General features: G+C 69.3%; 20 protein-coding genes. 7 read left to right on the top strand and 13 right to left on the bottom strand.

The annotated features are described in order from the left end of the window. The 5 genes from B0F77_RS41460 to B0F77_RS41480 all read left to right on the top strand — a co-directional run. Positions 1 to 552 (top strand): molybdopterin dinucleotide binding domain-containing protein (locus B0F77_RS41460; protein ID WP_281252614.1); only part of this gene is annotated, 552 nt, incomplete at its 5' end. A gap of 1 nt (position 553) precedes the next feature. After that, on the top strand, positions 554 to 2,119 hold the full coding sequence (gene narH / locus B0F77_RS41465) for a nitrate reductase subunit beta (protein WP_086668550.1): 1,566 nt from the start codon (positions 554 to 556) through the stop codon (positions 2,117 to 2,119). Next, a complete protein-coding gene (narJ, locus tag B0F77_RS41470; RefSeq protein WP_086668551.1) occupies positions 2,116 to 2,817 on the top strand; it encodes a nitrate reductase molybdenum cofactor assembly chaperone in 702 nt (233 codons plus the stop codon). The genes narH and narJ overlap by 4 nt, the downstream gene beginning before the upstream one ends. After that, positions 2,814 to 3,554: a respiratory nitrate reductase subunit gamma gene (gene narI, locus B0F77_RS41475; RefSeq protein WP_086668552.1), complete on the top strand. Its 741-nt coding sequence runs from the start codon at positions 2,814 to 2,816 to the stop codon at positions 3,552 to 3,554. The genes narJ and narI overlap by 4 nt, the downstream gene beginning before the upstream one ends. Then, positions 3,551 to 3,973, top strand: coding sequence for a CBS domain-containing protein (locus tag B0F77_RS41480; protein ID WP_086668553.1), 423 nt, complete (start codon positions 3,551 to 3,553; stop codon positions 3,971 to 3,973). The genes narI and B0F77_RS41480 overlap by 4 nt, the downstream gene beginning before the upstream one ends. Positions 3,974 to 4,162: 189 nt before the next feature. Here B0F77_RS41480 and B0F77_RS41485 read toward each other — a convergent pair whose 3' ends face one another. From B0F77_RS41485 to B0F77_RS41510, 5 genes are all read right to left on the bottom strand, one after another. Next, positions 4,163 to 4,465: an HPF/RaiA family ribosome-associated protein gene (locus B0F77_RS41485; protein ID WP_086668554.1), complete on the bottom strand. Its 303-nt coding sequence runs from the start codon at positions 4,463 to 4,465 to the stop codon at positions 4,163 to 4,165. Positions 4,466 to 4,929: 464 nt separating this feature from the next. Beyond that, entirely contained in the window at positions 4,930 to 5,379 is a 450-nt protein-coding gene (locus tag B0F77_RS41495; protein ID WP_086668556.1) for a universal stress protein, read from the bottom strand. A 27-nt stretch (positions 5,380 to 5,406) separates the two neighbouring features. Then, positions 5,407 to 7,968 (bottom strand): bifunctional acetate--CoA ligase family protein/GNAT family N-acetyltransferase, encoded by a 2,562-nt coding sequence (locus B0F77_RS41500; RefSeq protein WP_245849339.1) that lies wholly within the window; start codon positions 7,966 to 7,968, stop codon positions 5,407 to 5,409. A 14-nt stretch (positions 7,969 to 7,982) separates the two neighbouring features. Beyond that, positions 7,983 to 8,486 carry a universal stress protein gene (locus tag B0F77_RS41505; RefSeq protein WP_086668558.1) on the bottom strand — a complete coding sequence of 168 codons (504 nt, stop codon included), beginning with the start codon at positions 8,484 to 8,486 and terminating at the stop codon, positions 7,983 to 7,985. 175 nt (positions 8,487 to 8,661) lie between these two features. Further along, complete coding sequence (locus tag B0F77_RS41510) at positions 8,662 to 9,114, bottom strand: universal stress protein (protein WP_425435805.1); 453 nt, start codon at positions 9,112 to 9,114, stop codon at positions 8,662 to 8,664. Positions 9,115 to 9,254: 140 nt separating this feature from the next. Here B0F77_RS41510 and B0F77_RS41515 point away from each other — a divergent pair, with 140 nt between their 5' ends. Then, on the top strand, positions 9,255 to 10,253 hold the full coding sequence (locus tag B0F77_RS41515; RefSeq protein ID WP_086668574.1) for an Acg family FMN-binding oxidoreductase: 999 nt from the start codon (positions 9,255 to 9,257) through the stop codon (positions 10,251 to 10,253). A gap of 144 nt (positions 10,254 to 10,397) precedes the next feature. On the opposite strand, the gene B0F77_RS41520 is transcribed toward B0F77_RS41515, so the two are convergent. The 5 genes from B0F77_RS41520 to B0F77_RS41545 all read right to left on the bottom strand — a co-directional run bounded on the left by B0F77_RS41520 (position 10,398) and on the right by B0F77_RS41545 (position 13,833). Next, a complete protein-coding gene (locus tag B0F77_RS41520) occupies positions 10,398 to 11,006 on the bottom strand; it encodes a DUF4360 domain-containing protein (RefSeq protein WP_086668559.1) in 609 nt (202 codons plus the stop codon). 257 nt (positions 11,007 to 11,263) lie between these two features. After that, the gene (locus B0F77_RS50255; protein WP_245849343.1) at positions 11,264 to 11,593 is read right to left on the bottom strand and encodes a hypothetical protein; all 330 of its coding nucleotides are present in this window, start codon (positions 11,591 to 11,593) and stop codon (positions 11,264 to 11,266) included. Further along, on the bottom strand, positions 11,542 to 11,928 hold the full coding sequence (locus tag B0F77_RS50260; protein WP_245849341.1) for a maltotransferase domain-containing protein: 387 nt from the start codon (positions 11,926 to 11,928) through the stop codon (positions 11,542 to 11,544). Before B0F77_RS50260 ends, B0F77_RS50255 begins: the two co-directional genes overlap by 52 nt. 343 nt (positions 11,929 to 12,271) lie before the next feature. Continuing rightward, a complete protein-coding gene (locus B0F77_RS41540) occupies positions 12,272 to 13,333 on the bottom strand; it encodes a hypothetical protein (RefSeq protein ID WP_086668561.1) in 1,062 nt (353 codons plus the stop codon). Further along, positions 13,333 to 13,833 (bottom strand): SigE family RNA polymerase sigma factor, encoded by a 501-nt coding sequence (locus B0F77_RS41545; RefSeq protein WP_169731060.1) that lies wholly within the window; start codon positions 13,831 to 13,833, stop codon positions 13,333 to 13,335. Before B0F77_RS41545 ends, B0F77_RS41540 begins: the two co-directional genes overlap by 1 nt. Before the next feature lie 132 nt (positions 13,834 to 13,965). Here B0F77_RS41545 and B0F77_RS41550 point away from each other — a divergent pair, with 132 nt between their 5' ends. Then, positions 13,966 to 17,523 carry a S8 family serine peptidase gene (locus B0F77_RS41550; protein WP_086668563.1) on the top strand — a complete coding sequence of 1,186 codons (3,558 nt, stop codon included), beginning with the start codon at positions 13,966 to 13,968 and terminating at the stop codon, positions 17,521 to 17,523. Between the two features lie 41 nt (positions 17,524 to 17,564). Here the strand turns inward: B0F77_RS41550 and B0F77_RS41555 are convergent, their stop codons facing one another. Genes B0F77_RS41555 through modA form a run of 3 tightly spaced genes read right to left on the bottom strand, consistent with a single transcriptional unit; the run spans position 17,565 to position 20,199 of the window. Further along, on the bottom strand, positions 17,565 to 18,611 hold the full coding sequence (locus tag B0F77_RS41555) for an ABC transporter ATP-binding protein (RefSeq protein WP_086668564.1): 1,047 nt from the start codon (positions 18,609 to 18,611) through the stop codon (positions 17,565 to 17,567). Then, complete coding sequence (gene modB / locus B0F77_RS41560; RefSeq protein ID WP_086668565.1) at positions 18,608 to 19,408, bottom strand: molybdate ABC transporter permease subunit; 801 nt, start codon at positions 19,406 to 19,408, stop codon at positions 18,608 to 18,610. The genes B0F77_RS41555 and modB overlap by 4 nt, the downstream gene beginning before the upstream one ends. After that, on the bottom strand, positions 19,405 to 20,199 hold the full coding sequence (gene modA, locus B0F77_RS41565) for a molybdate ABC transporter substrate-binding protein (protein WP_086668566.1): 795 nt from the start codon (positions 20,197 to 20,199) through the stop codon (positions 19,405 to 19,407). The genes modB and modA overlap by 4 nt, the downstream gene beginning before the upstream one ends. Positions 20,200 to 20,201: the final 2 nt, after the last annotated feature.

Here is a 20,201-nt window from a genome sequence, read left to right on the forward strand (position 1 = left end):
AACTGCGCTGGTAGTGGCCATACCTCCGAAGCCTGCTGGCTGCGCTACGCCCACGCCCACCTGGGGCATCTGTTCCGGTACCTGCCTCAGCAATCGGGTTTCCTCACCCCGCACGCGAAGTGGTCGATTCACTCGATGTACCACGACAACGAGCTGATGCTCGCGCTTTCGCGCGGCGGCCCGGTGATCTGGATGAGTGTCCAGGACGCGGCCAAGATCGGCGTCGCGGACAACGACTGGGTCGAGGCGGTCAACCGCAACGGCGTCGTCGTGGCCCGCGCCGTGGTCAGCCACCGGATGCCCGAGGGCACGGTGTTCCAGTACCACTCCCCCGAACGCACGGTGAACGTGCCCAAGACCGAGAAGTCCGGACGCGGCAAGGGAAAGCGCGGCGGCTACCACAACTCGATGACCAGGTTGCTGATCAAGCCGACGCACCTGGCCGGTGGGCACGCCCAGATGACCTACGCCTTCAACTACTACGGCCCGATCGGCAGCCAGCGTGACGAGATCACCGTGATCCGGCGCCGTAGCCAGGAAGTGGAGTACTGACATGCGCATCCGCGCCCAGGTCGCGATGGTCATGAACCTCGACAAGTGCATCGGCTGCCACACCTGTTCGGTCACCTGCAAGCAGACCTGGACCAACCGCGAGGGCACCGAGTACGTCTGGTTCAACAACGTCGAGACGAAACCCGGCATCGGCTACCCCAAGCACTACGAGGACCAGGAACGCTGGAAGGGCGGCTGGAAGCTCGACGCCAAGGGCAGGCTCGTCCTGCGTTCCGGCGGCCGCGCGGCACGCCTCGCACGGATCTTCGCCAACCCCGACCTGCCCAGCATCGACGACTACTACGAGCCCGCCACCTTCGACACCGACGCGCTGGTCACGGCACCCGCCGGACTCACCGACACCCCTGTCAAGCAGCCCCGCTCCGCGCTCACCGGCGAACCGATGAGCTTGTCCTGGGGCGCCAACTGGGAGGACAGCCTCGGTGGCGCACATGAGCGCGCCGGCACCGACCCGAACATCCTCGCCATGAGCGCAGATGCCGCGGACCGGGTGAAGTTCGAGTTCGAGAAGACGTTCATGTTCCATCTGCCGCGCATCTGCGAGCACTGCCTCAACCCCGCCTGCGTCTCGGCCTGCCCGTCTGGCGCGATGTACAAGCGCGAGGAGGACGGCATCGTCCTGGTCGATCAGGACCGCTGCCGCGGCTGGCGGATGTGCGTGACCGCCTGCCCGTACAAGAAGGTCTACGTCAACCACGCCACCGGCAAAGCCGAGAAGTGCACCTTCTGCTTCCCGCGCATCGAGGCTGGCCAGCCCACCATCTGCTCGGAGACGTGCGTCGGCAGGCTGCGCTACCTCGGCATCGTGTTCTACGACGAGGACGCGGTGCTCGCGGCCGCGTCGGTCGCCGACGAACGGGAACTGCTCGACGCACAACGCGATGTGTTCCTGGACCCACACGACCCCGAGACCGTGCGGCTGGCCACCGAGGCCGGCATGCCGGAGGAGTGGGTGCTCGCCGCGCAGGCCTCACCGGTGTGGCAGCTGATCAGCGAGTACCGGATCGCGCTGCCGTTGCACCCGGAGTACCGCACGCTGCCGATGGTCTGGTACGTCCCGCCGCTGTCGCCCGTGCTGGACGCGGTCGGCGCTGCCGGCCGCGACGACACCGACGCCGACGACGTGTTCCACACGATCCGCGACCTGCGGATCCCGGTCGAGTACCTGGCGGAACTGTTCACCGCGGGCGACGCCGACGCGATCGCCGGGGTGCTGATGAAGCTCGCCGCGATGCGCTCCTACATGCGGGCCCGCACCCTGGACGGCACGATCGCCGCCGAACTCTGCGAGGCGGTCGGCATGACCGGACCGCAGATCGAGGCGATGTACCGGCTGCTCGCGATCGCCAAGTACGACCAGCGCTACGTCATCCCCACCGCCTACCACAAGGACGCCGCCGCACTGGAGGCCCAAGCGGCATCCACATCGGACTGTTCGCTCAACGGCGCAGGCGGTCCCGGCATGGCCGAGCCGGTCGGACTGTTCGCCCGCCGTGGCGACGGACGACTCGGCCTGAACATCAACCCGACCGGGAACCGGCCATGAAGTCCACAGTGGATGGATCCGATCGAACCCGGTTGTTCGAACTTGCTTCGCTACTGCTCAACTACCCCGACGATCGGCTCCTCGAAGCGAGCCGGCAGCTGCGTGCCGCCGTTGCCGAGATCACCCATGACGAGGTGCGCGGACGACTGGACGCGTTCCTGGACTGGTTGCTGGCCAACGACATGCTGCAGGTCCAGACACACTACGTCCGCACCTTCGACCTGCGCCGCCGCAGCGGGCTCTATCTGACGTATTACCTCCATGGCGACACGCGCAAGCGCGGCATCGCCCTGCTCACCCTCAAGCAGCGTTACCGCGTCCAGGGGCTGCGGCTGGCCGAGGGTGAGCTGCCCGACCTGCTTCCGGTGGTGCTGGAGTTCGCCGCGATCGCGGGCCCGGGCGACGGCGAAGCGCCGCTTCGTCAGCACCGCAGCGGCCTAGAACTGCTGCGCGCCGCCTTGGAAGACGCGGCGTCGCCCTATCGGCACCTGCTCGACGCCGTGGTCGCCGCGCTGTCTCCGATCACCGAGGCCGACCGCGACGCGATCCGCGCGCTGGCCCAGGACGGCCCACCGGTCGAGTCGGTCGGACTCGCGCCCTACGGCACCGACCTCGACACGATCGGTCTCGGCCCCGATCTGGACGACCACCCCGGCGCCGAACCGTGCCCCCACCTGTCGATGGAGAGTGCCCCATGAGCACGTTCGTCTGGATCGTCGCCCCTTACGCCTGCCTCGCGGTGTTCGTGGCCGGCCACGTCTGGCGATGGCGCCACGACCAGTTCGGCTGGACCACGCACACCAGCCAGCTGCTGGAAAGCCGCCTCCTGCGCCTTGGCTCGCCGCTGTTCCACCTCGGCGCGTTCGGCGTGATCGCCGGTCATGCGATGGGCCTGCTGATCCCGGCCTCACTGACGCAGACGATCGGCATCCCCGAGCACCTCTACCACGCCACGGCGGTCTGGGGCGGCACCATCACCGGCGTCATGCTCGTCGTCGGCCTCGTGCTGCTCATCGCCCGTCGCTTCGTCAACGGTCGTGTCCGCCGGGTCACCACCACCATGGACAAGGTGCTCTACGTGGCACTGGCCGCGATGGTCGTGCTCGGCATGACCGCCACCATCGGCACCAACCTGCTCGGCGACGGTTACGACTACCGCGAGACGATCGCCGTGTGGTTCCGCGGCATCTTCTGGTTCAGCCCGCAGACCCACCTGATGACCCACGCCCCGCTGGTCTACCAGCTGCACGCGATCGGCGGCTTCGTCTTCCTCGCGCTGTGGCCCTTCACCCGGCTGGTGCACGTGTGGTCCGCGCCGATCGCCTACCTGTGGCGCCCCTACGTCGTCTACCGCGGCCGCCGGCACGCGCCCGTCACGCCCGTCCCGTCCCCCGCCGCGGTGCGCGACCGCGCCGTCCACGACGCCCACCCATGACCGGCAAGACAGTCGCCGACGTCATCGTCCGGCTGCCCAAGACGCTGTCGCCCGACACCTCCGTCGCACAGGCCCGCGCCGCCTTCGCCGACGACCACGTCCACATGCTCCTGCTCACCGAGAACGGACGGTTGAAAGGCACCCTGGTACGCACCGACCTGGCCGACCACCTCGACGGCATCGAGGCCGCGCTACCCCACTCCCGCATCGTCGGGCGCACGATCCCTGCCGACACACCCGCCGAACTCGCCCGCGCGATCCTGCTCGCCTGCGGGCAGCGTCGCTTCGCGGTGGTCGACGCGAACGACCTCCTGCTCGGACTGCTCTGTCTCAAACGACGGCTCAACGGGTTCTGCAGTGACGCGGACGTCGCCGCCAGAGCCGCCGACGACGGCCACCTCGACCGGCCGTCGTGCTAGCGGCGGCAGCGCTCGGTGCGGACCACTCGGCGCCAGGTGCGCGATCTCGCCGCGCGCGCCGGAACCGAGCAACCCGTCACGTTCGGCGGCAGGCTCACCCCTGAGACCGCGGTCGGACTCTTCGCCAAGATGGCGCAGGGGCCCATGGCGGGCGACGATCGCGCGGCGGATGGTCGCGGCGCGGTGACCTCAGTTGTGCATCTTCACCAGCTGGCGGTGCAGGTGGTCCCGGACCGCGTCGATCGCCTCGGTGACCGTGTCCGCCTCTGCCTGCGCCACCACCGGTGTGCCGTTGACGTCGAGGTTCGCGTGCACCTTCACGGTGCGCGCACCGGCGTTGACGATGCGGACGTGTGCGTAGGTCGTCGGCTCGGGCGCGAACCTGGCGAGCGGGGCGATCCGGTCGTGCGCGTACTGCCTGGCGTCCGGCGACACCTGCTCGCCGGCCTCGACCACGACGTTGGTGATCTCCTGCTGTCCTGCGTGCTTCATCAGTTCTCCTGTTCAGCCGATGCCCCTGCGCCGCAACGTGGTCAAACCGGCAGCGGTGAGAACAACGGTCGTGACGATCAGCCACAGCAACGGCGTTGCCGTGATCGCACCACCGGGCATGTGCGGCACGTGCGCGAACGGTGAAACGTCCAGCAGTCACTGGGTCCGCGAAGGCCGCCAGCGCGGCTCACGGTCGTCGCGAGCACGGCATCCGCGCGGTGCTCCGTCTCCTCGCCGTGCAGTCGCAGTGCCGCCTGCACACCGTAGCCCGAAGCCACCACACCGAGCAGTGCGAACATCGCCGAGAGCACGGCGTCGGACAGCAGGTCCCGGCCGCCGAGCTGCTGGAACATCTGCTGGGCCCACGGGCTACCGCCCTGGGGAGAACGGTCCGCTCAGCCACCTGCGGGCGAAGTCGCGAGGCCCGACCGCGACGAGCGGACGGGCCAGCGCCCCCTCGATCTTCATCGCGTGGTCTCGACGAGCTCGCGGTCGCTCACGGGGATCACGACGATGGGCGCGTGTGCATGCCGAACGACGTGCATGCTCGTGGAGCCGAGAACGATCTGGCGGATGCGGTGGCCGGTGTGCGAGGCGACGACCAGCATCGCGGCGCCCTCCGAGGCCCGTTCGAGCGTCTCGGCGGCGGCACCACGCAGGCTCTGACGGACGATCTCCGGCACCTCCTCGCGCTTCCCGGCGGCCTTCTGCACCGCCTTCTCCACCACCGCCTCCGACTCGGCGCGGACGCGTTGCTCGGTGGTCTCCGTCCAGTCGACCAGCGCCTCGAAGTTCCACACGTTGACGACGTGCAACGGGCAGTGGCGCACGATCGCCTCGTCCAGGGCCCACTCGAGGGCCTGGTCCGACGCCGACGTTCCGTCGACGCCCACCACGATCGGCTTGGTGCTCATGGCTTTCCTCCTCGGTCTTCGCTGTTGTCAGCCGGTGGTCCGCAAGCGGCGCAGGAACGGGTCGGTGTGCTGGGCCGGCGCAACGCGCACCCGCACGTCCACGACCACACATCCCTTGTCCGACAGGACAAGCGGGTTGATGTCGAGCTCCACGACCTCGGGCAGTGCGCTGGCCAGTTCCGCCACGCGCAGCAGTACCTCTCGCACGGCTTCCTCGTCCGCGTCCGCGAGCACGTGGCCGGCCGTGCGGAAGCCGTGCAGCAGATCGTCTGCGTCCGCTGTGGACAGTGGGGCCAGCGCAGCGGCGCGGTCGTCGAGCAGGTCGGTGTCGACGCCGCCGAGACCGGTGACCACGAGCGGCCCGAACTTGGCGTCGGTGACCACGCCGACCAGCAGTTCCCGGCCGCCGGACGCCATCGGTTGCACGAACACGCCGCGCAGCCGGTCCCCGAAGCGTTCCTGGAACGCGCGGAACGCTTCCGCCACACCGGCCGCGTCCGCGACACCGAGTTCCACGCCGCCTCCCTTGCTCTTGTGCAGCAGGTCGTCGGCCACGGCCTTGAGCGCGACCGGAGCGTCGTAGGCCTGTCGTGCCGCCACCGCGTGCTCCACGGTCGTCGTGAGGGTTCCGCCCAGCACCGGCAATCCGAACGCGGTCAGCAGAGCGACGACCTCGTCCGGCGGCAGCCATCCCGCTTTGCCCGCCACGATCGCCTTCGCGGCGTCGCGGTCGATCCGGTTCAGGCGGACGAACTCCGTTGGGCGACGCAGCCATTCCGCGCGGTCTGCGAGCCGTGCCAACGCCGCGGCGGCGCGGGCGGGTTCGGGATAGCAGGGGACCTCACCCGCGAGCCGTTCGGTCTGGCCGGTGCGCACCGCCAGGACCGGCTTGCCCTCGATGTTGTGCACACCGCCGGTGGGGTCGCCGAGTGCGGTCGGCACCGTCACCGTGATCACCGAGTCGACCGCCGGGTCCGCGCCGATGATGCGGAGACAACGTGCGAAGGTCTCCCCATCGACAACCGCGGTCGTGTCGACCGGGTTGTGCAGGCTCGCCGTCGCCGGGACCAGGTCCGCCAGGGCGTTGCGGGTCTTGTCGCCGAGCGTGGCCATCCGGAGGCCTTGGCGAACGCAGGCGTCCGCGGCCAGCACACCGAGTCCGCCGGCGTTGCTCAGCACGGCGACCGACCGTCCACTCGGGAGCGGCTGCCAGCTCAGCGCCATGACGGCGTCGGTCAGTTCGGGCACGCTGTCGACCGCGATCACGCCTGCCTGCCGGAACAACGCGTCCCTGGTGACCGCGGGCGTCGCGGTCGAGGCGGTGTGCGAGGCGGCAGCGCGTTGGCCCGCCTCACTGGTCGCCGCGCGGATGGCCAGCACCGGTTTGCTCGCGGCGACCCGGCGGGCGATGCGCGCGAACTTGCGCGGGTTGCCGAAGGACTCCAGGTACAGCGCGATGATCCGGGTTTCGTGGTCGTGCTCCCACCACATCAGCAGGTCGTTGCTGCTGATGTCGAGCTTGTCCCCGGTCGACACGAGGTTCGACAGACCGAGTCCCAGACGCCGCAACTCCTCCTGGACGCCGATCGCGATCCCGCCGGACTGAGTGACCAGGCCGATCCCGCCCGCCAGCGTGCTGTGCGCCGAGAACGTGGCGTTCATCCGCACACCGGGCGAACTCGTCGACACCCCAAGGCAGTTCGGCCCGACCAGCCGCATCCCGTGCGTGCGGACCGCCTTCAGAAGTTCCTCGGCGTCCACACCGGACGAGATGACGACCAGCGCTCGCACGCCGCGGCGACCGCACTCCTCGGCGACGGCGGGGACGGCCTTCGCCGGCACGCACAACACCGCCAGCTCCGGCGCTTCCGGCAGCTCGCTCACCGAGGCGTAGCAGTCGACCCCGGCCACGGACTTGGCGTGGGGGTTGACCGCGTACAGGTCGCTGGTGAACGCGCCCTCGGCCAGGTTCCGCAGCACGGCATGCCCGACGGAACTCGGCGACCGGCCTGCGCCGACCACGGCGATCGAGGTGGGGCGCAGCACGTGCGTGAGGCTCGCGACGTCCGCGACCGACTCCCGTTCGCTGACCGCGTCGAGGTAGCGATCGCCGGGTTCCAGCACCAGCTCGATGTAGATGACCTCGCCGTCGGGCACGATCGACGTCACGAGGCCCATGTCGGTGAACACGCGCAACATCCGGCCGTTGATGGTCAGCACGTCGGCGGTGAACCGGCGCACTCCCCGGCTGCGAGCCAGCGAAGCGAGGTGCTCCAACAGCAGGGTGCCGACGCCATGGGTCTGCTCGGCGTGTGAGACGACCAGTGCGACCTCCGCGAACTCCGTCTCGCGGACCACCGCGTAGCTCGCGGCGCCGAGCAGCCGGTCCTCTCGGAACGCGCCGAGCACCACGTGGTGCGGCGCGTCCGGCGAGACCATCCGTTCGACGAAGTCCTCCAGCTGACGCGGCGACGTGCTGAAGAACCGGAGGTACTGGTCCTCCACGGGCAGCCCGCGGTGCAGCGCCAACAGGGCCGACACATCGGACGGCCCGAGCTCGCGCACCGTGACGACCGAACCGTCCGTCAACAGCGCCGCCGCGTTCACAGCAGCGGCCCAGGCGTCATGGGGAGGGCAGCGGCAACGGGCACGTGCTCCTGCTCGACCTTCGGCTCACGTACGACGACGACCGGGCACGATGCGTGGTGCACGCAGTAGGCGCTGACCGAGCCGATGATCGCCTCGACCATCCGGCTGTGGCCGCGGTTGCCGACGACGAGCAGTGCCGCGTCCCCCGACGCCTTGAACAGCGCGTCGCGCGCGTCGCCCTCGACCAGGATCCGGCGGATCTCCACATCCTCGAACCCCTCCACCGACCGGTCGAGGACACGTCGCGCAGCTGCCTTCATCGCCTCGGGCGACACCTCGGCGAAGACCTCGGCGGGCAGCGGGCCGATCATCACGCCGTAGTCCGCGTGCCACGCCGTCACCGCGTCGACCGCGCACCCGCGCCTGCGGGCGTCTTCGACCGCCCACCGCAGCGCGGCCAGTGAGGCGGGTGATCCGTCAACTCCGACCACCACGGGCCGGGACTCGTTCTCGCTCATGTACTTCAGCCTCGCGGTCGGCGCCGCGGCCGTTGAGTGCCCGCGGTCCCCCGCCGTCCGGGACCTTGGTCCCCGGCCTACCAGGCCACGCCCAGCGCCACCAGATCGTCAGCCAGGCGCGCAGCCGGGGCATGTCGATCCGCGGCCACACCTTCGTCTGGTCTCACAGCGCGGCCTATTCCGGTCGCACGATCGCCAACGGGCACGGCGCGTTGTAGACGAGTGCCTGACTCGTCGAGCCGAGCAACATGCCGGCGAACCCGCCGTGCCCGTGGCTCCCCACCACCACAAGTTGAGCCTCGGCCCCGTACCGGATCAACGCCCGCACGGGCCGGTCCCGCGTGACGACCGGGTGCACCTGCACGTCCGGGTGCTTCTCCTGCCACCCCGCGAGCCGCTGCGCCAGCAGCCGCCGCTCGCCGTCCTCCGCCTTGCCCCAGTCCACAGTGAACCGCGGCTCGCTGTAGGAGCTCTCCACCATGAAGTCCTGCCAGCACATCACCGCGGTGAGCTGCGCACCCCGCATCGACCCGATCTCGGCGAGCCGGTCCCGCATCTCGTCGAGCAGGTCGTCCAGGCGCAACCCGCCCAGCAGGGTGCGGGGCGTTCTCTCATCCGGTCCGGCCACCGATCAAGCTTTTCACGTCTCCGTAACGCCGCCAACCGGTCCCGGTCAGGTCAGGACCTTTGATGGTGGGTCCGGCTCGTGGCCTCGCGGACAGTGTGAGCACCACACGAATTACCAGGCAACACGATGGGGTGAAGGACATGGCTCAGGTGACCGCGGCATTGGGACTGGGGCCTGAACAGATCGAAAGCGCGCTCGCAACGGCCTCACTCGCTCCGTCCGTGCACAACACACAGCCGTGGCGGTTCCGCGTCCGACGCGACCGCATCGAACTGCACGCGGACCCGTGCCGCAAGCTGGCGGCGACGGACCCGGAAGATCGAGAACTGCGCCTCTCGTGCGGTGCGGCGCTGTTCAACCTGCGGTTGGCCCTGCAGAGCATGGGCGTGCGCCCGCTGGTGACGATGATGCCCGGCCAGGACGCGCCCGGCGCGCTCGCCGTGGTGCGCCGCGGCGGCACGATCAAGATCGACGACGAGAGCCGCGCGCTGCTCGACGCGGTGCCGCGCCGCCGTACGAACCGCCGGCCGTTCCTCGAAGCACGGCTCGACCCCCGCCAGCGCCACGCGCTGGTGCGTGCCGCCGAGCTGGAGCGCTCGTGGCTGCACGTGGTGACGACGCCGGAGGAACGTGCTCAGCTCAAGCGGTTCGTCCAGCAGGCGCACCAGATCCAGCTCGGCGACAAGGGCGTGCAGGCCGAACTCGCGGCGTTCACCGGCCATCGCCCTGGCGCGCCCGACGGTGTGCCGCTCGCGTCTGCCGGCGTCCGCCCGGAGATGCAGGACGAGTGGGTGTTCCGCGACTTCCAAGGCCCGGAACGCCACCCCGGCAAGGACTACGAGTCCGACCCGCTCATCGTGATCCTCTGCTCGTTCTACGACGGCCCGCTCGGCGACCTGACTGCCGGACAAGCGATGCAGCGCGTGCTGCTCACCGCCACCACGCAGGGACTCTCCGCGTCGTTCATGTCCCAGCCGGTCGAGGTCAAGCGCGTTCGCGAGGACCTGCGCCGTGCGCTCGGCGGCCTGCTCGTGCCGCAGACCGTGCTGCGCGTGGGGTTCAGCACGCCCGTTCCGGCCACACCGCGGCGCTCCGTGTCCGAACTGCTGCTGGAATCCAACGAACACGCCGGGTGCTAGCGCGGACTCGTGCACTTCTCCACAGCACCAACGGGAGGACGCAATGACAGTCGGACCGGCGGTCGAACTGTCTTCGCACGTCAACGAGCACAGTCGTCAGGCCCGGAGCCATCGGGGTTCCGGGCCTGCGACCAGGTTTTCCGGTTACGGGCAACGCTTCCAGGAGAAGAAGTAGTCCGTCTTGGCGTAGCCGTCGAGCGAGTCCATCGCCATGAAGCTCGCCTTCTTCGGATCCGACGTGCCCACGTTGACCCGCAGCTCGGTGTTGATGTTGAGGTTCCTGTTCACGCCGCAGGGCGGGTAGATGATCGGCGAGCCCAGGTCCGTGGCCCGCCATTCGTCATCCACCGGGCCCTGCCAGTTGTGACTGCGGTAGCCCGTGTCCGCCATGCCCTGGAAGTAGTAGTTGGACTTCAGGAGGCTGGTGGCACCGCGTTCGAGGTGGAGGTAGCCGGCGTAGTCGACCTCGGAGATGCCGTAGACGAAGCCCTCCGGCGCGTTCACCCTGATGCTCAACTGGCAGTTCTTCCGGAAGTCCGTCGGCGCGGCACCGGGGCCGACCTTGGCCGCATAGCTGCTGAAGACCACGTGGAAGGCGGAGTTGTCCGGTGACACCGTCACCGAGGTCGTGCCCTTGGGGCAGCCGCTTCCGTTGATCATGTCGATGGTGACCGCGCCAGGTGGCGGGATGTCGGCCTGTGGGAGGACGACGGTGGACATCGCCATGGCCGCGGCGACAATCGCGTGGATCATTGGACACCTTCCGGCTCGTTCGCTGGGCAGCGGCGGAGAAGAAGTACCCAACCCGATGACGGCGGCTTGGTGGGTTTACTGCCACCTTACGATTACCTGACGATCGGCGTTCCTGGATGGCTCCGGGTAGTAGTCGCGACATCGAATCGGTGGTTCGCAGACCACCGCACCGACGCCGTCGACCATTTCATCCGAGATCGAACGACGTTTGCGACCTGTCAACGCTGCCACGAGTTCCGCGGTCGTCAGCGTGACCATCACCGGCCGGCCCACGCGGCCATCATCTCCCGGGAACGGTAGAAGTCCTTGCGCCCCAGCGAATCTGGCTCACGATCTGGTCGCGTAGATCCGCATCTCACCGCACCACGGTCAGGACGTGCGCCACCGACCGCAGCCTCCACATAGGACTTGAAGTCCGTCGAGGTGCCGAGCTCGGGATGGATCGCGTCGTGTCCGCCCGCCGCGGAGCCGATCGCCCACGGCGACCCGACGTCGTCCGGCCCGTGTTCCAGCGAGTTGTTGCGGCCCTTGCGGTTCACCTCGCCGATGGGATGAATGGGCGTGAGGTACACGACGTCGAAGCCCATCTCGGCGATCCGTGGCAGATCCCGTGCCGCGGTCCGGCAACGAACGTTCGGCGTCGCGCAGACCGGTCGCGGCGAGCAGGAGCAGTTGCCGCGCCTCGGCACCGCGCCCGGTCGCGTAGTGCGGACGTGCGGCGACCTGGTCCAGCAACCGCGCCGATCTCCAGGTCGTTCGCCATCTCGGTCGCGCTCTGACCGGCGCCCGCCTTGGCTTCCACGGCGTGCCGCCAGGTCCCCCACGGGTCGCTCGGGTGCGGCACCATCCGGACCTCGCGAGTGCCACCGGCGCCTTGCCACACCACGGTGGCCGCCACCGCGTCGTGTCCCTCGCGCCACACCGTGGCTTCGACGGGAACACATTCCCCCCACCACGGCTTTGGCCGGACAACGCCCGCAGTTCACCCGCGGCGTCACGTCGTCGATGCCGAGCCGTCCGCTCACCGGTCCTCCCGCTCTGCTCGGTTCGGCTGCCTCCAGGCCTCGTGGTCGAGGTGCGCGGAAAGAACGATTCTGGTCACCCTGTCCCCCAACCGGCTTGATCCGGGACAGGCCTACCCCAGCGAACCGGCGAGCAAACTACGCCCGCCGGTTCGCTGGCAACGACCAGGAGAGTCACCCCAGAACCTGTACCCCCAGTGTTGATTGGCAACAGGTTCTGGTTCGACTCCGTTCAGGCCGCGGTCAGTGCGGCAGGACGAGCCGGTTCGCGATGTCGTACAGGTCGGACTTCGGTACCCGGCCGGCGATGACGACCGGGGCTCCCTCGAGCGCGCCGAGGACCCACAACTGGTGGTAGCCGTTCTCGTCGACGTAGCGCGTCTCGTGGCCCTGCACCGGTTCTCCCGGTGTGCCGGTCGGTTCGCCGCCGACAGCGCTGTTGACGAAGATCGACGGCTGGACTGTGCACGTGCCCAGCCGGTAGCTCGTGTTGGTCCCAGTCCCGGCCGGGGACCGGTCCATGGCCTGTTCGACGTCGAAGGCGCAGATCCGCATCCCGCCGGGCAGGTCGCGCAGGCCGTACGCCGGAGTGACGGTCGTCGTGCCGGGGAACTGGATGTTCTCCGCGATCTTGCGGCCGGCGTCGATGAGTTGCTGCGCGGGCGCGTTGCTGCCGGGCGCGGAGGACACGTTCACGTACATCGAACCGCCCTCGGGGTGTGCGACGTACAGCTCGTAACCACCTGGCCCGGTGGACACCGAACTCTCGACCCCGTGCTGCCCGTTGATCGTCACGGACTGGCCCGGACCCGACTTGAACGTCGCCTGGTCCACCTGCACCATCCGGAACTGCTGGACGTCGACCTCCAGGACCTGACCGCCGGCCGTGACGGTCAGCATGTACTCACCGCCGTACAGGGGTGCGTCCGGGTTGGCCGCGCTGGACCCGACGTTGATTCGTTGCGCCCGGTAGGCGACCGCGCCCGGCGGGAGCCAGCCCAGGGAGTAGGGCATCCGCAGACCCGCCGCGGCCGGTTCGGTGGCGGCCGCGGTCTGACTGCCCTGAGACCCGTTGCCGGTGGCGATGATCTGGGACTGGTCCGCGGGACCGGGCCGGTTCAGCACCACGGCGGTGACCGCGCCGAGGGTCAGCACGGTCGCCCCGGCGGCGACCGCGAGCGGCCGGCTCAACCCGGAGCGCCTGCTGTCGATGCGTTGGCGCGCCGCGGCGAGCACCGCGTCGCTGTCGGGCGCGTCATGTTCGCGCGCCGTGAAGGTGTCCTTGATCAGGTTCTCGATGTTCATCACGTCTCCCTGGCCTCCGCCATCTGCTCGATGGCCAAGCCGTTTCGCAGTGCCGCCAATGCCTTGTGGGCGTGTGCCCGGACGGTGGCCTGGGCGCAGCCGAGCAGCCCGGCGATCTCGGAATCGGGCAGCTGCTCGTAGTACCGCAGCACCACCACAGCCCGCTGGCGCTTGGGCAACCGCGCCAGGCGCTGCCACATGTCCTCGCGCGCGGCGTGGTCCGACGCGAAATCGTCTGCCCGTGCCTCGTCGGGGACGTCACCCGACGCGAACACACGCGCATACCAGCTATGTCGCCAGGACAGGTAGCCATTGGTCACCATCCGCAGCACATACCGGTCGGGGTGATCGGTGCCGCTGATCCGGGACCAGTGCCGGTACACCTTGACCAGCACGTCCTGCACCAGATCAGCCGCCTGCTCCCGCTCGCCGGTGAGCATCGTCGCGTACCGCAGCAACCGCGGTAGTTGCGCTCGGGCGAAGTCGTCGTAGTCAGCCATCACCCTTGAAGACTCACCTCGACGGCGATCCGTTTACCGACTTCCACATTGGATCTGGAGTACACAGGTTGATCCACTCGACGAGTCACAGAGGTACAAGGGGATACCAGACGACGTCACAAGGGGCGATCTGTGCACAAACGCGGTTTCATCCACGCGGCGGTCTTCGCCGTGGTGGCCACCGGTGTCGCCGTCTTACCGGCAGCCGCGCAACAACCCACGTCCGCGCCGGCCGAAGCGCCCAGGACGGTCACGCTGATCACCGGCGACAAGGTGACCGTGACCAGGAAGGACGGCTCCTGGGACGCGAAGATCCAGCCGGCCGCCCGGCTCGGGCCGGTGCGGTTCGTCAAGTCGGTCAGCGCCAAGGGCGTCACGGTGATCCCATCGGTCGCCGAGCCGCTGATCCGGGCGGGCAAACTGGATCGCAAGCTGTTCGACGTGACCGGCCTGATCGACCTGGGCTGCGACGACGCCCACACGCCGGAGATCCCGCTGCTGGTCGAGTCCAGCGGTGCCAGGAAGCTCGGCAAGATCACCCGTGAACTGCCGTCGGTCCAGCTCTCCGCGGTGGCCACGCCGAAGAACAAGGCCGCGGAACTGTTCGACAAGGCCGGCGCGGACAAGATCTGGCTCAACGGCAAGGTTCAGCCATCACTGGACGTGAGCGTGCCGCAGGTCGGCGCGCCCGCCGCCTGGCAGGCCGGGTACACCGGCGCGGGCGCGACCGTCGCGGTCCTCGACACCGGCTACGACCCGAAACACGCTGAGCTGGCCGGGATCGTGAAGGGCGAGAAGGACTTCACCGGCGAAGGCATCGTCGACAAGGTGGGGCACGGCACGCACGTGGCCTCGACCGTCGCCGGCCGTGGCGCCAAGTACACCGGCGTAGCCAAGGGCGCGGACCTGCTGATCGGCAAGGTCTGCCAGACCGGCGGCTGCCCGTACGACGCGATCCTCGCGGGCATGCAGTGGGCCGCGGACAGCGGCGCCAAGGTCGTGAACATGAGTCTGGGTGGCGAGCCTGGCGACGGCGTCAGCGACCCGCTGGAGATCGCGGTCAACCGGCTGTCGGCGGAGAAGGGCACGTTGTTCGTGGTCGCGGCCGGCAACGCCGGCCAGCGCAGACCGGTCTCGAGCCCGGCGTCCGCGGACGCCGCGCTGGCCGTGGCCAGCGTGAGCAAACAGGACAACTACAGCCGGTTCTCGCAGCCCGGACCGCGGCTCAAGGACAACGCCGTCAAACCGGACATCGCCGCGCCCGGTGAGGACATCGTGGCCGCACGGGCCGAGGGCACGCTCGCCGACCGCGCTGTCGACGAGCACCACGCACGGCTGAGCGGCACGTCCATGGCGACACCGCACGTGGCAGGGGCCGCGGCGATCCTGGCCGCGCAGCATCCGGACTGGACCGGCCCGCAGATCAAGGCCGCGCTGATGGGCAGCGCGACCCCGATCGACGCCACGATCTACCAGCAGGGCGCCGGCCGGCTCGATGTGGGCCGGGCGTCCAGGCAGACGATCGTCCCCAGCACGGGGAGCCTGAGCCTCGGTTTCGTGCGGTGGCCGCACAACCAGCCCGCGTCGACCAAGCAGATCACGTACCGGAACACCGGCAGCGCACCGGTTTCGCTGCGGCTGAGCACGGACGTCCCGGCGTTCCGCACGAACGCCGACGAGGTCACGGTGCCAGCCAACGGTGAGGCCACGGTGTCGGTCACCTTCGACCACGCCGCCGCGCCGATCGGTGTCTACGGCGGCAGGCTCGTTGCCAAGAGCGGCGCAGGCGACACGGTGATCCAGACACCGGTCGGCGCGTACAAGGAACCGGAAAGCTACGACCTGACGACGAAGCTGATCGACCAGAACGGCGCCGCGCCGGCCGACACCCTGCGGTCGGCCGTGATGTGGGTTGCGCTGGGCACCGGCCAGGATGACTTCGACCTGATGGGGAACAACAGCACCGTGCGGTTGCCCGCGGGCCGGTACGCCGTGCTGGGCACGATCCAGACAGCGATTCCTGGTGTGCCCCTGCCGGCCAGCACCAGGGTGGCCGACCCCGAGGTCGATCTGCACAAGGACACCGTGGTCACGCTGGACGCGAGGAACAGCAAGAAGATCACCGTGCAGGCCGACGAGAAGGAGGCCCGCCCGATCTCGTGGACGAACGGGATGGTCATCGACACCGGTGCGCGTGGCGTGGGCTACTACAGCATGTCGGACAACAACGACTACACGGCGCCTACCACCAAGCACACCAAGGAATTCCGGTACTTCGACCGGATGAAGCTCGAACGGCCCCAGGTCCGGCTGACGGTCGACAAGCCCGATTCGTTCGAGGTCCCCGTGCAGTGGGTGTGGGGCTCGCCGCAGCCGGCTGGCTCTCGCACCCTGTCCACTGTGGACGTCGGACATGCCACCGCCGGCGAGATCGCCGCGGCCGATCTCAAGGGCAAACTGGCGGTGTTCACCCTGGGCAACGGTGAGGGCCTCGAGTTCAGCCCACGGGTGCGGGCACTCGCCGAGGCGGGCGCGAACTCCGCGCTGTTCCACTTCTCCGGCAGCGCCGTGCGGGTGACCCAGGCGCCGCCACTGCCGTTGACGGCCACGTTCAGCCCCGACGGCGCCCGGCTGGCGAAGTTGCCGAACGCGTCCGTGACGTTGAGCGGCTTGCCGGTCAGCCCGTACCGGTACGAGCTGGTGTTCCCCAGCTACGGGGACGTTCCGGCGAACGTGACCTACCGGCCGCGCAACAGCGACCTCGCCACGGTGAAGACGACCTACCGGGCGCCGGTGGACGGCGTGGGCTACGCGTCGATGTTCGCCACCGACGGGAAGTACGACCTGGAGGGCGCGCTGGAGTCGACGCCGACTCCGGTTCCCCTGGAGCGGACCGAGTACTACTCCCCCGCCACCTGGACGAACTCCGTGAGCGTGCCGGTGGGCGATGCCGCGCAGTACTACGACGCCGCCAAGCGGACCTTCAAGTCCGGCGACAAGGCCACAGTGAACTGGGGCAAGGCCGTGATCGGGCCGGGCGTCACCGGGCCGGTGGGCTTCTTCTCGACCGAGCCGCACCTGGCGTACCGCACGGGCGACAAGATCAACGCCCGGCTGCCGCTGTTCTCCGACTCGGCCGGCCACGCCGGGTTCCCCGATTCCGGTGACACCGGCGACACCGTGCTCTACCTCGACGGCGAGGAGATCGCCCGCAGCGGTCAACCCGGCAGCGGGCAGTTCACGGTGCCCGAGGGCGCGGCGAACTACCGGCTCACCGCCGAGGCGAGCCGAAACAACCCCGGATGGCCGCTGTCCACCAAGGTCAGCGCGGAGTGGGGCTTCCGGTCCGGGCACACCACCGCCGCCGCACCACTGCCGTTGCTGTCGGTCGGCTTCGACCCCAAACTCGACCTGACGAACCGCGCGCCCAGCAACGCGCTGTTCCCGGTTCCGTTCCGCGTCGACAGGCAGCCGGGCGCATCGGGCGGCAAGGCCGAGCCGAAGCAGGTCGAGGTGTCGCACGACGATGGGCAGACCTGGCAGCGGGTGCCGGTGCTGCGCGCGAACGGCAACTGGTTGGCGGTCGTCCAGAACCCGACGTCCGGGTTCGTGTCGCTGCGCGCGAACGCGGCTGACCAGGATGGCAACACGGTGACCCAGACGGTCATCAGGGCCTACCAGGTGAAGTGAGTCCCTGGCTGCGCGGCGGTCGCGACCGCCGCGCAGCCAGATCACGCCGGGTAGGTGTGCGCCTCGGTGGCCTTCACCGCTGCCCACACCGTGTCGCCCGGCCGCAGTCGCAGATCCGCGAGCGTGACGGTGGTGATGTCGGCGAGTACTGACGGCGCACCATCGAGCCGTACACGGGTGGTGTGCGCGTGTTGCTCCAACGCCACAACGGTGACCTGCCAGACGTTGCGCGGGCTACCTTCAGGCTTCGCCGGGTGCAGGCTCACCGCGCTGGGAGGGAAGGCGACGTGCACCGCTCCCGAGGCCGGCTCGGCGATGGTGATCGTGCCGCCGTCCGCCAGGTCGACCGTCGTGCCGTTCGCGGTGCCGCGGTAGAGGTTGAGGCCTACGAGGTTGGCGACATAGTCCGTGCGGGGTTGCCGGGCTACTTCGGACGGCGCGCCTTGCTGGACCGCACGGCCGTTCTCCAGGATCACCAACCGGTCGGCGAGCACCATCGCGTCCAACGGATCGTGCGTGACCAACAACGTGTGGCCGCCGAACTCCGCGAGGTGCCTGCCGAGTTCGGAGCGGACCTGCAGGCGAGTGCTCGCGTCCAACGCGGCCAGTGGTTCGTCGAGCAGCAAGAGGCTCGGCCCGGTGGCCAGTGCACGGGCCAGTGCGACGCGCTGGGCTTGGCCGCCGGACAGCGCACGGGGTTTGCGGTGGGCGTACTCCTCCAGCCCGACGCGGTCGAGCCAGCTCATCGCCTGCGCTCTGGCCTCCGCGCGGCGGGTGCCACGGGCCCGCAGTCCGAACGCGACGTTCTCCAGCGCGGTCATGTGCGCGAACAGCAGGTAGTCCTGGAACACCACGCCGATCGGTCGTTGTTCCGCGTGCAGGAACGCATCCGCGCTGTCCCAAGTGGACTCGCCGAGCGTGATGCTGCCCGAAGTGAGCGGTGACAGTCCTGCCAGCGCACGCAACGCGGTGGACTTGCCGGCGCCGTTCGGGCCGAGCAGCGCCACCACCTCGCCGGGTGCGATGGTGAGGTCGAGTTCGAGGTCGAAGTTCCCACGCGTGACGTGGAGCTGAGCGGTGAGGGTCATGTCGGCCCGCTGATCCACCGGTCGCGCAGACCGGCCAGCACTCCGACGGACACCAGCAGCAGCACGATGCTCAGCACGATCGCCGCGTCCGGATCCGTTTCCAGGGCCAGGTAAACCGCGAGCGGCATCGTCGTCGTCTCGCCGGGGAAGTTGCCGGCGAAGGTGATCGTCGCGCCGAACTCACCCAGCGCCCGTGCCCAGCACAGGACGCCGCCCGCCACGACGCCGGGCAGCACGGACGGCAGCGTCACGCGCCGGAACGTCAGCCAGCGCGAGGCTCCCAGGGTGGCCGCGGCCTCCTCGAACCGCGGATCAGCCGCTCGTAGCGCGCCTTCCACCGAGATCACGAGGAACGGCATCGCCACGAACGCTTCCGCCACCACGACTCCGGCCGTGGTGAACGGCAGCGAGATCCCGAACCACAGATCCAGGTACTCCCCGACGAGCCCGCGCCGTCCGAGCACCAGCAGCAACGCGACACCGCCGACCACCGGCGGCAGCACCAGCGGCACGGTGACCAGGGCGCGGAGGAAGCCGCGTCCCGGCAGCCCGGAGCGCGCCAGCAGCCACGCCAGCGGGATGCCGAACACGAGGCACAGCACCGTCGCCAGCGAGGCGCAGATCAGCGACAGCTTGAGCGCCTCACCGACCTCGGCGCTGAACAACTGGCCCGAGAGCGTGCCCCAGGGTGCCTTGATCAGCAGTCCGGCCAGCGGCACCAGCAGGAACGCGAGGCCGATGAGTGCGGGTAGGACGAGCACGACGGGAAGCCGTCCTCGTCCCCGATGACGTGTCACGGGCTGACGAAGCCCGCCGCGCTCAGCACCGACTTGCCCTTGTCGGACAGCACGAACGCGATGAACGCCTTGGCAGCAGCCGCGTTCGGTGCCTTCGCGACCGGTGCGATCGGATAGTCGTTGACGGCCTGGTCGGCTTCCTTGAAGTCGATGCCCTCGACCTTGTCGCCGGCGGCCTTGACGTCGGTCTGGTAGACCAGCGCACCGTCGACCTCGCCGAGCGAGACCTTGGTCAGCACGGCCTTGACGTCCTGTTCCAGCGTGTCCGGCGCGGGCGTCACCTTCGCGGCCTCGAACACCTTCTTCGCCGCCGCACCACACGGCACCTGTTCGGCGCACAGGGCGATCTTCTTGTCCGCCACCGCGAAGTCCGGCAGGCCCGCGATCTTGCCGGGGTTGCCCTTGGGCACGACGATCGCGAGCTTGTTCTTCACGAACGTCGTCGGCGCGTCCGTGATCGTCTTGGTGTCGGTGACCTGCTTCATGTTCGCCGGCGCGGCGCTCGCGAACACGTCCGCGGGCGCGCCCTGGTTGAGCTGCTGAGCCAGGGCCGAGCTGCCGGCGAAGTTGAACTTCACCTTCGTGCCGGGGTTCGCGGCCTCGAAGTCCTTGCCCAGCTTCGTGAACGTCTCGGTCAGGGACGCGGCGGCGAACACCGTGATGTCACCCGTGACCGTCGGAGTGTCCGACGTCGACGTGGAGGTCTGCTGGCCGGAGCCACACCCCGCGAGCGCCAGCGCGGCCGTGGCGGCGACGACCGCGTGGACACTCCTGGGCGCGATTCCCGACATGA

This window comes from Lentzea kentuckyensis (genome assembly GCF_002150765.1).
GTDB lineage: Bacteria > Actinomycetota > Actinomycetes > Mycobacteriales > Pseudonocardiaceae > Lentzea > Lentzea kentuckyensis.

Bases quoted from the DNA above. Each gene is read 5' to 3' on its own strand.
- B0F77_RS41540 (WP_086668561.1), bottom strand. From the start codon at position 13,333: ATGAACATCGAGAACCTGATCAAGGACACCTTCACGGCGCGCGAACAT.
- B0F77_RS41545 (WP_169731060.1), bottom strand. From the start codon at position 13,833: ATGGCTGACTACGACGACTTCGCCCGAGCGCAACTACCGCGGTTGCTG.
- narH (WP_086668550.1), top strand. From the start codon at position 554: ATGCGCATCCGCGCCCAGGTCGCGATGGTCATGAACCTCGACAAGTGC.
- B0F77_RS41485 (WP_086668554.1), bottom strand. From the start codon at position 4,465: ATGAAGCACGCAGGACAGCAGGAGATCACCAACGTCGTGGTCGAGGCC.
- narI (WP_086668552.1), top strand. From the start codon at position 2,814: ATGAGCACGTTCGTCTGGATCGTCGCCCCTTACGCCTGCCTCGCGGTG.
- B0F77_RS41480 (WP_086668553.1), top strand. From the start codon at position 3,551: ATGACCGGCAAGACAGTCGCCGACGTCATCGTCCGGCTGCCCAAGACG.
- B0F77_RS50255 (WP_245849343.1), bottom strand. From the start codon at position 11,593: ATGGGCTTCGACGTCGTGTACCTCACGCCCATTCATCCCATCGGCGAG.
- B0F77_RS41555 (WP_086668564.1), bottom strand. From the start codon at position 18,611: ATGACCCTCACCGCTCAGCTCCACGTCACGCGTGGGAACTTCGACCTC.
- B0F77_RS41520 (WP_086668559.1), bottom strand. From the start codon at position 11,006: ATGATCCACGCGATTGTCGCCGCGGCCATGGCGATGTCCACCGTCGTC.
- modA (WP_086668566.1), bottom strand. From the start codon at position 20,199: ATGTCGGGAATCGCGCCCAGGAGTGTCCACGCGGTCGTCGCCGCCACG.
- B0F77_RS41515 (WP_086668574.1), top strand. From the start codon at position 9,255: ATGGCTCAGGTGACCGCGGCATTGGGACTGGGGCCTGAACAGATCGAA.
- narJ (WP_086668551.1), top strand. From the start codon at position 2,116: ATGAAGTCCACAGTGGATGGATCCGATCGAACCCGGTTGTTCGAACTT.
- B0F77_RS41505 (WP_086668558.1), bottom strand. From the start codon at position 8,486: ATGAGCGAGAACGAGTCCCGGCCCGTGGTGGTCGGAGTTGACGGATCA.
- B0F77_RS41495 (WP_086668556.1), bottom strand. From the start codon at position 5,379: ATGAGCACCAAGCCGATCGTGGTGGGCGTCGACGGAACGTCGGCGTCG.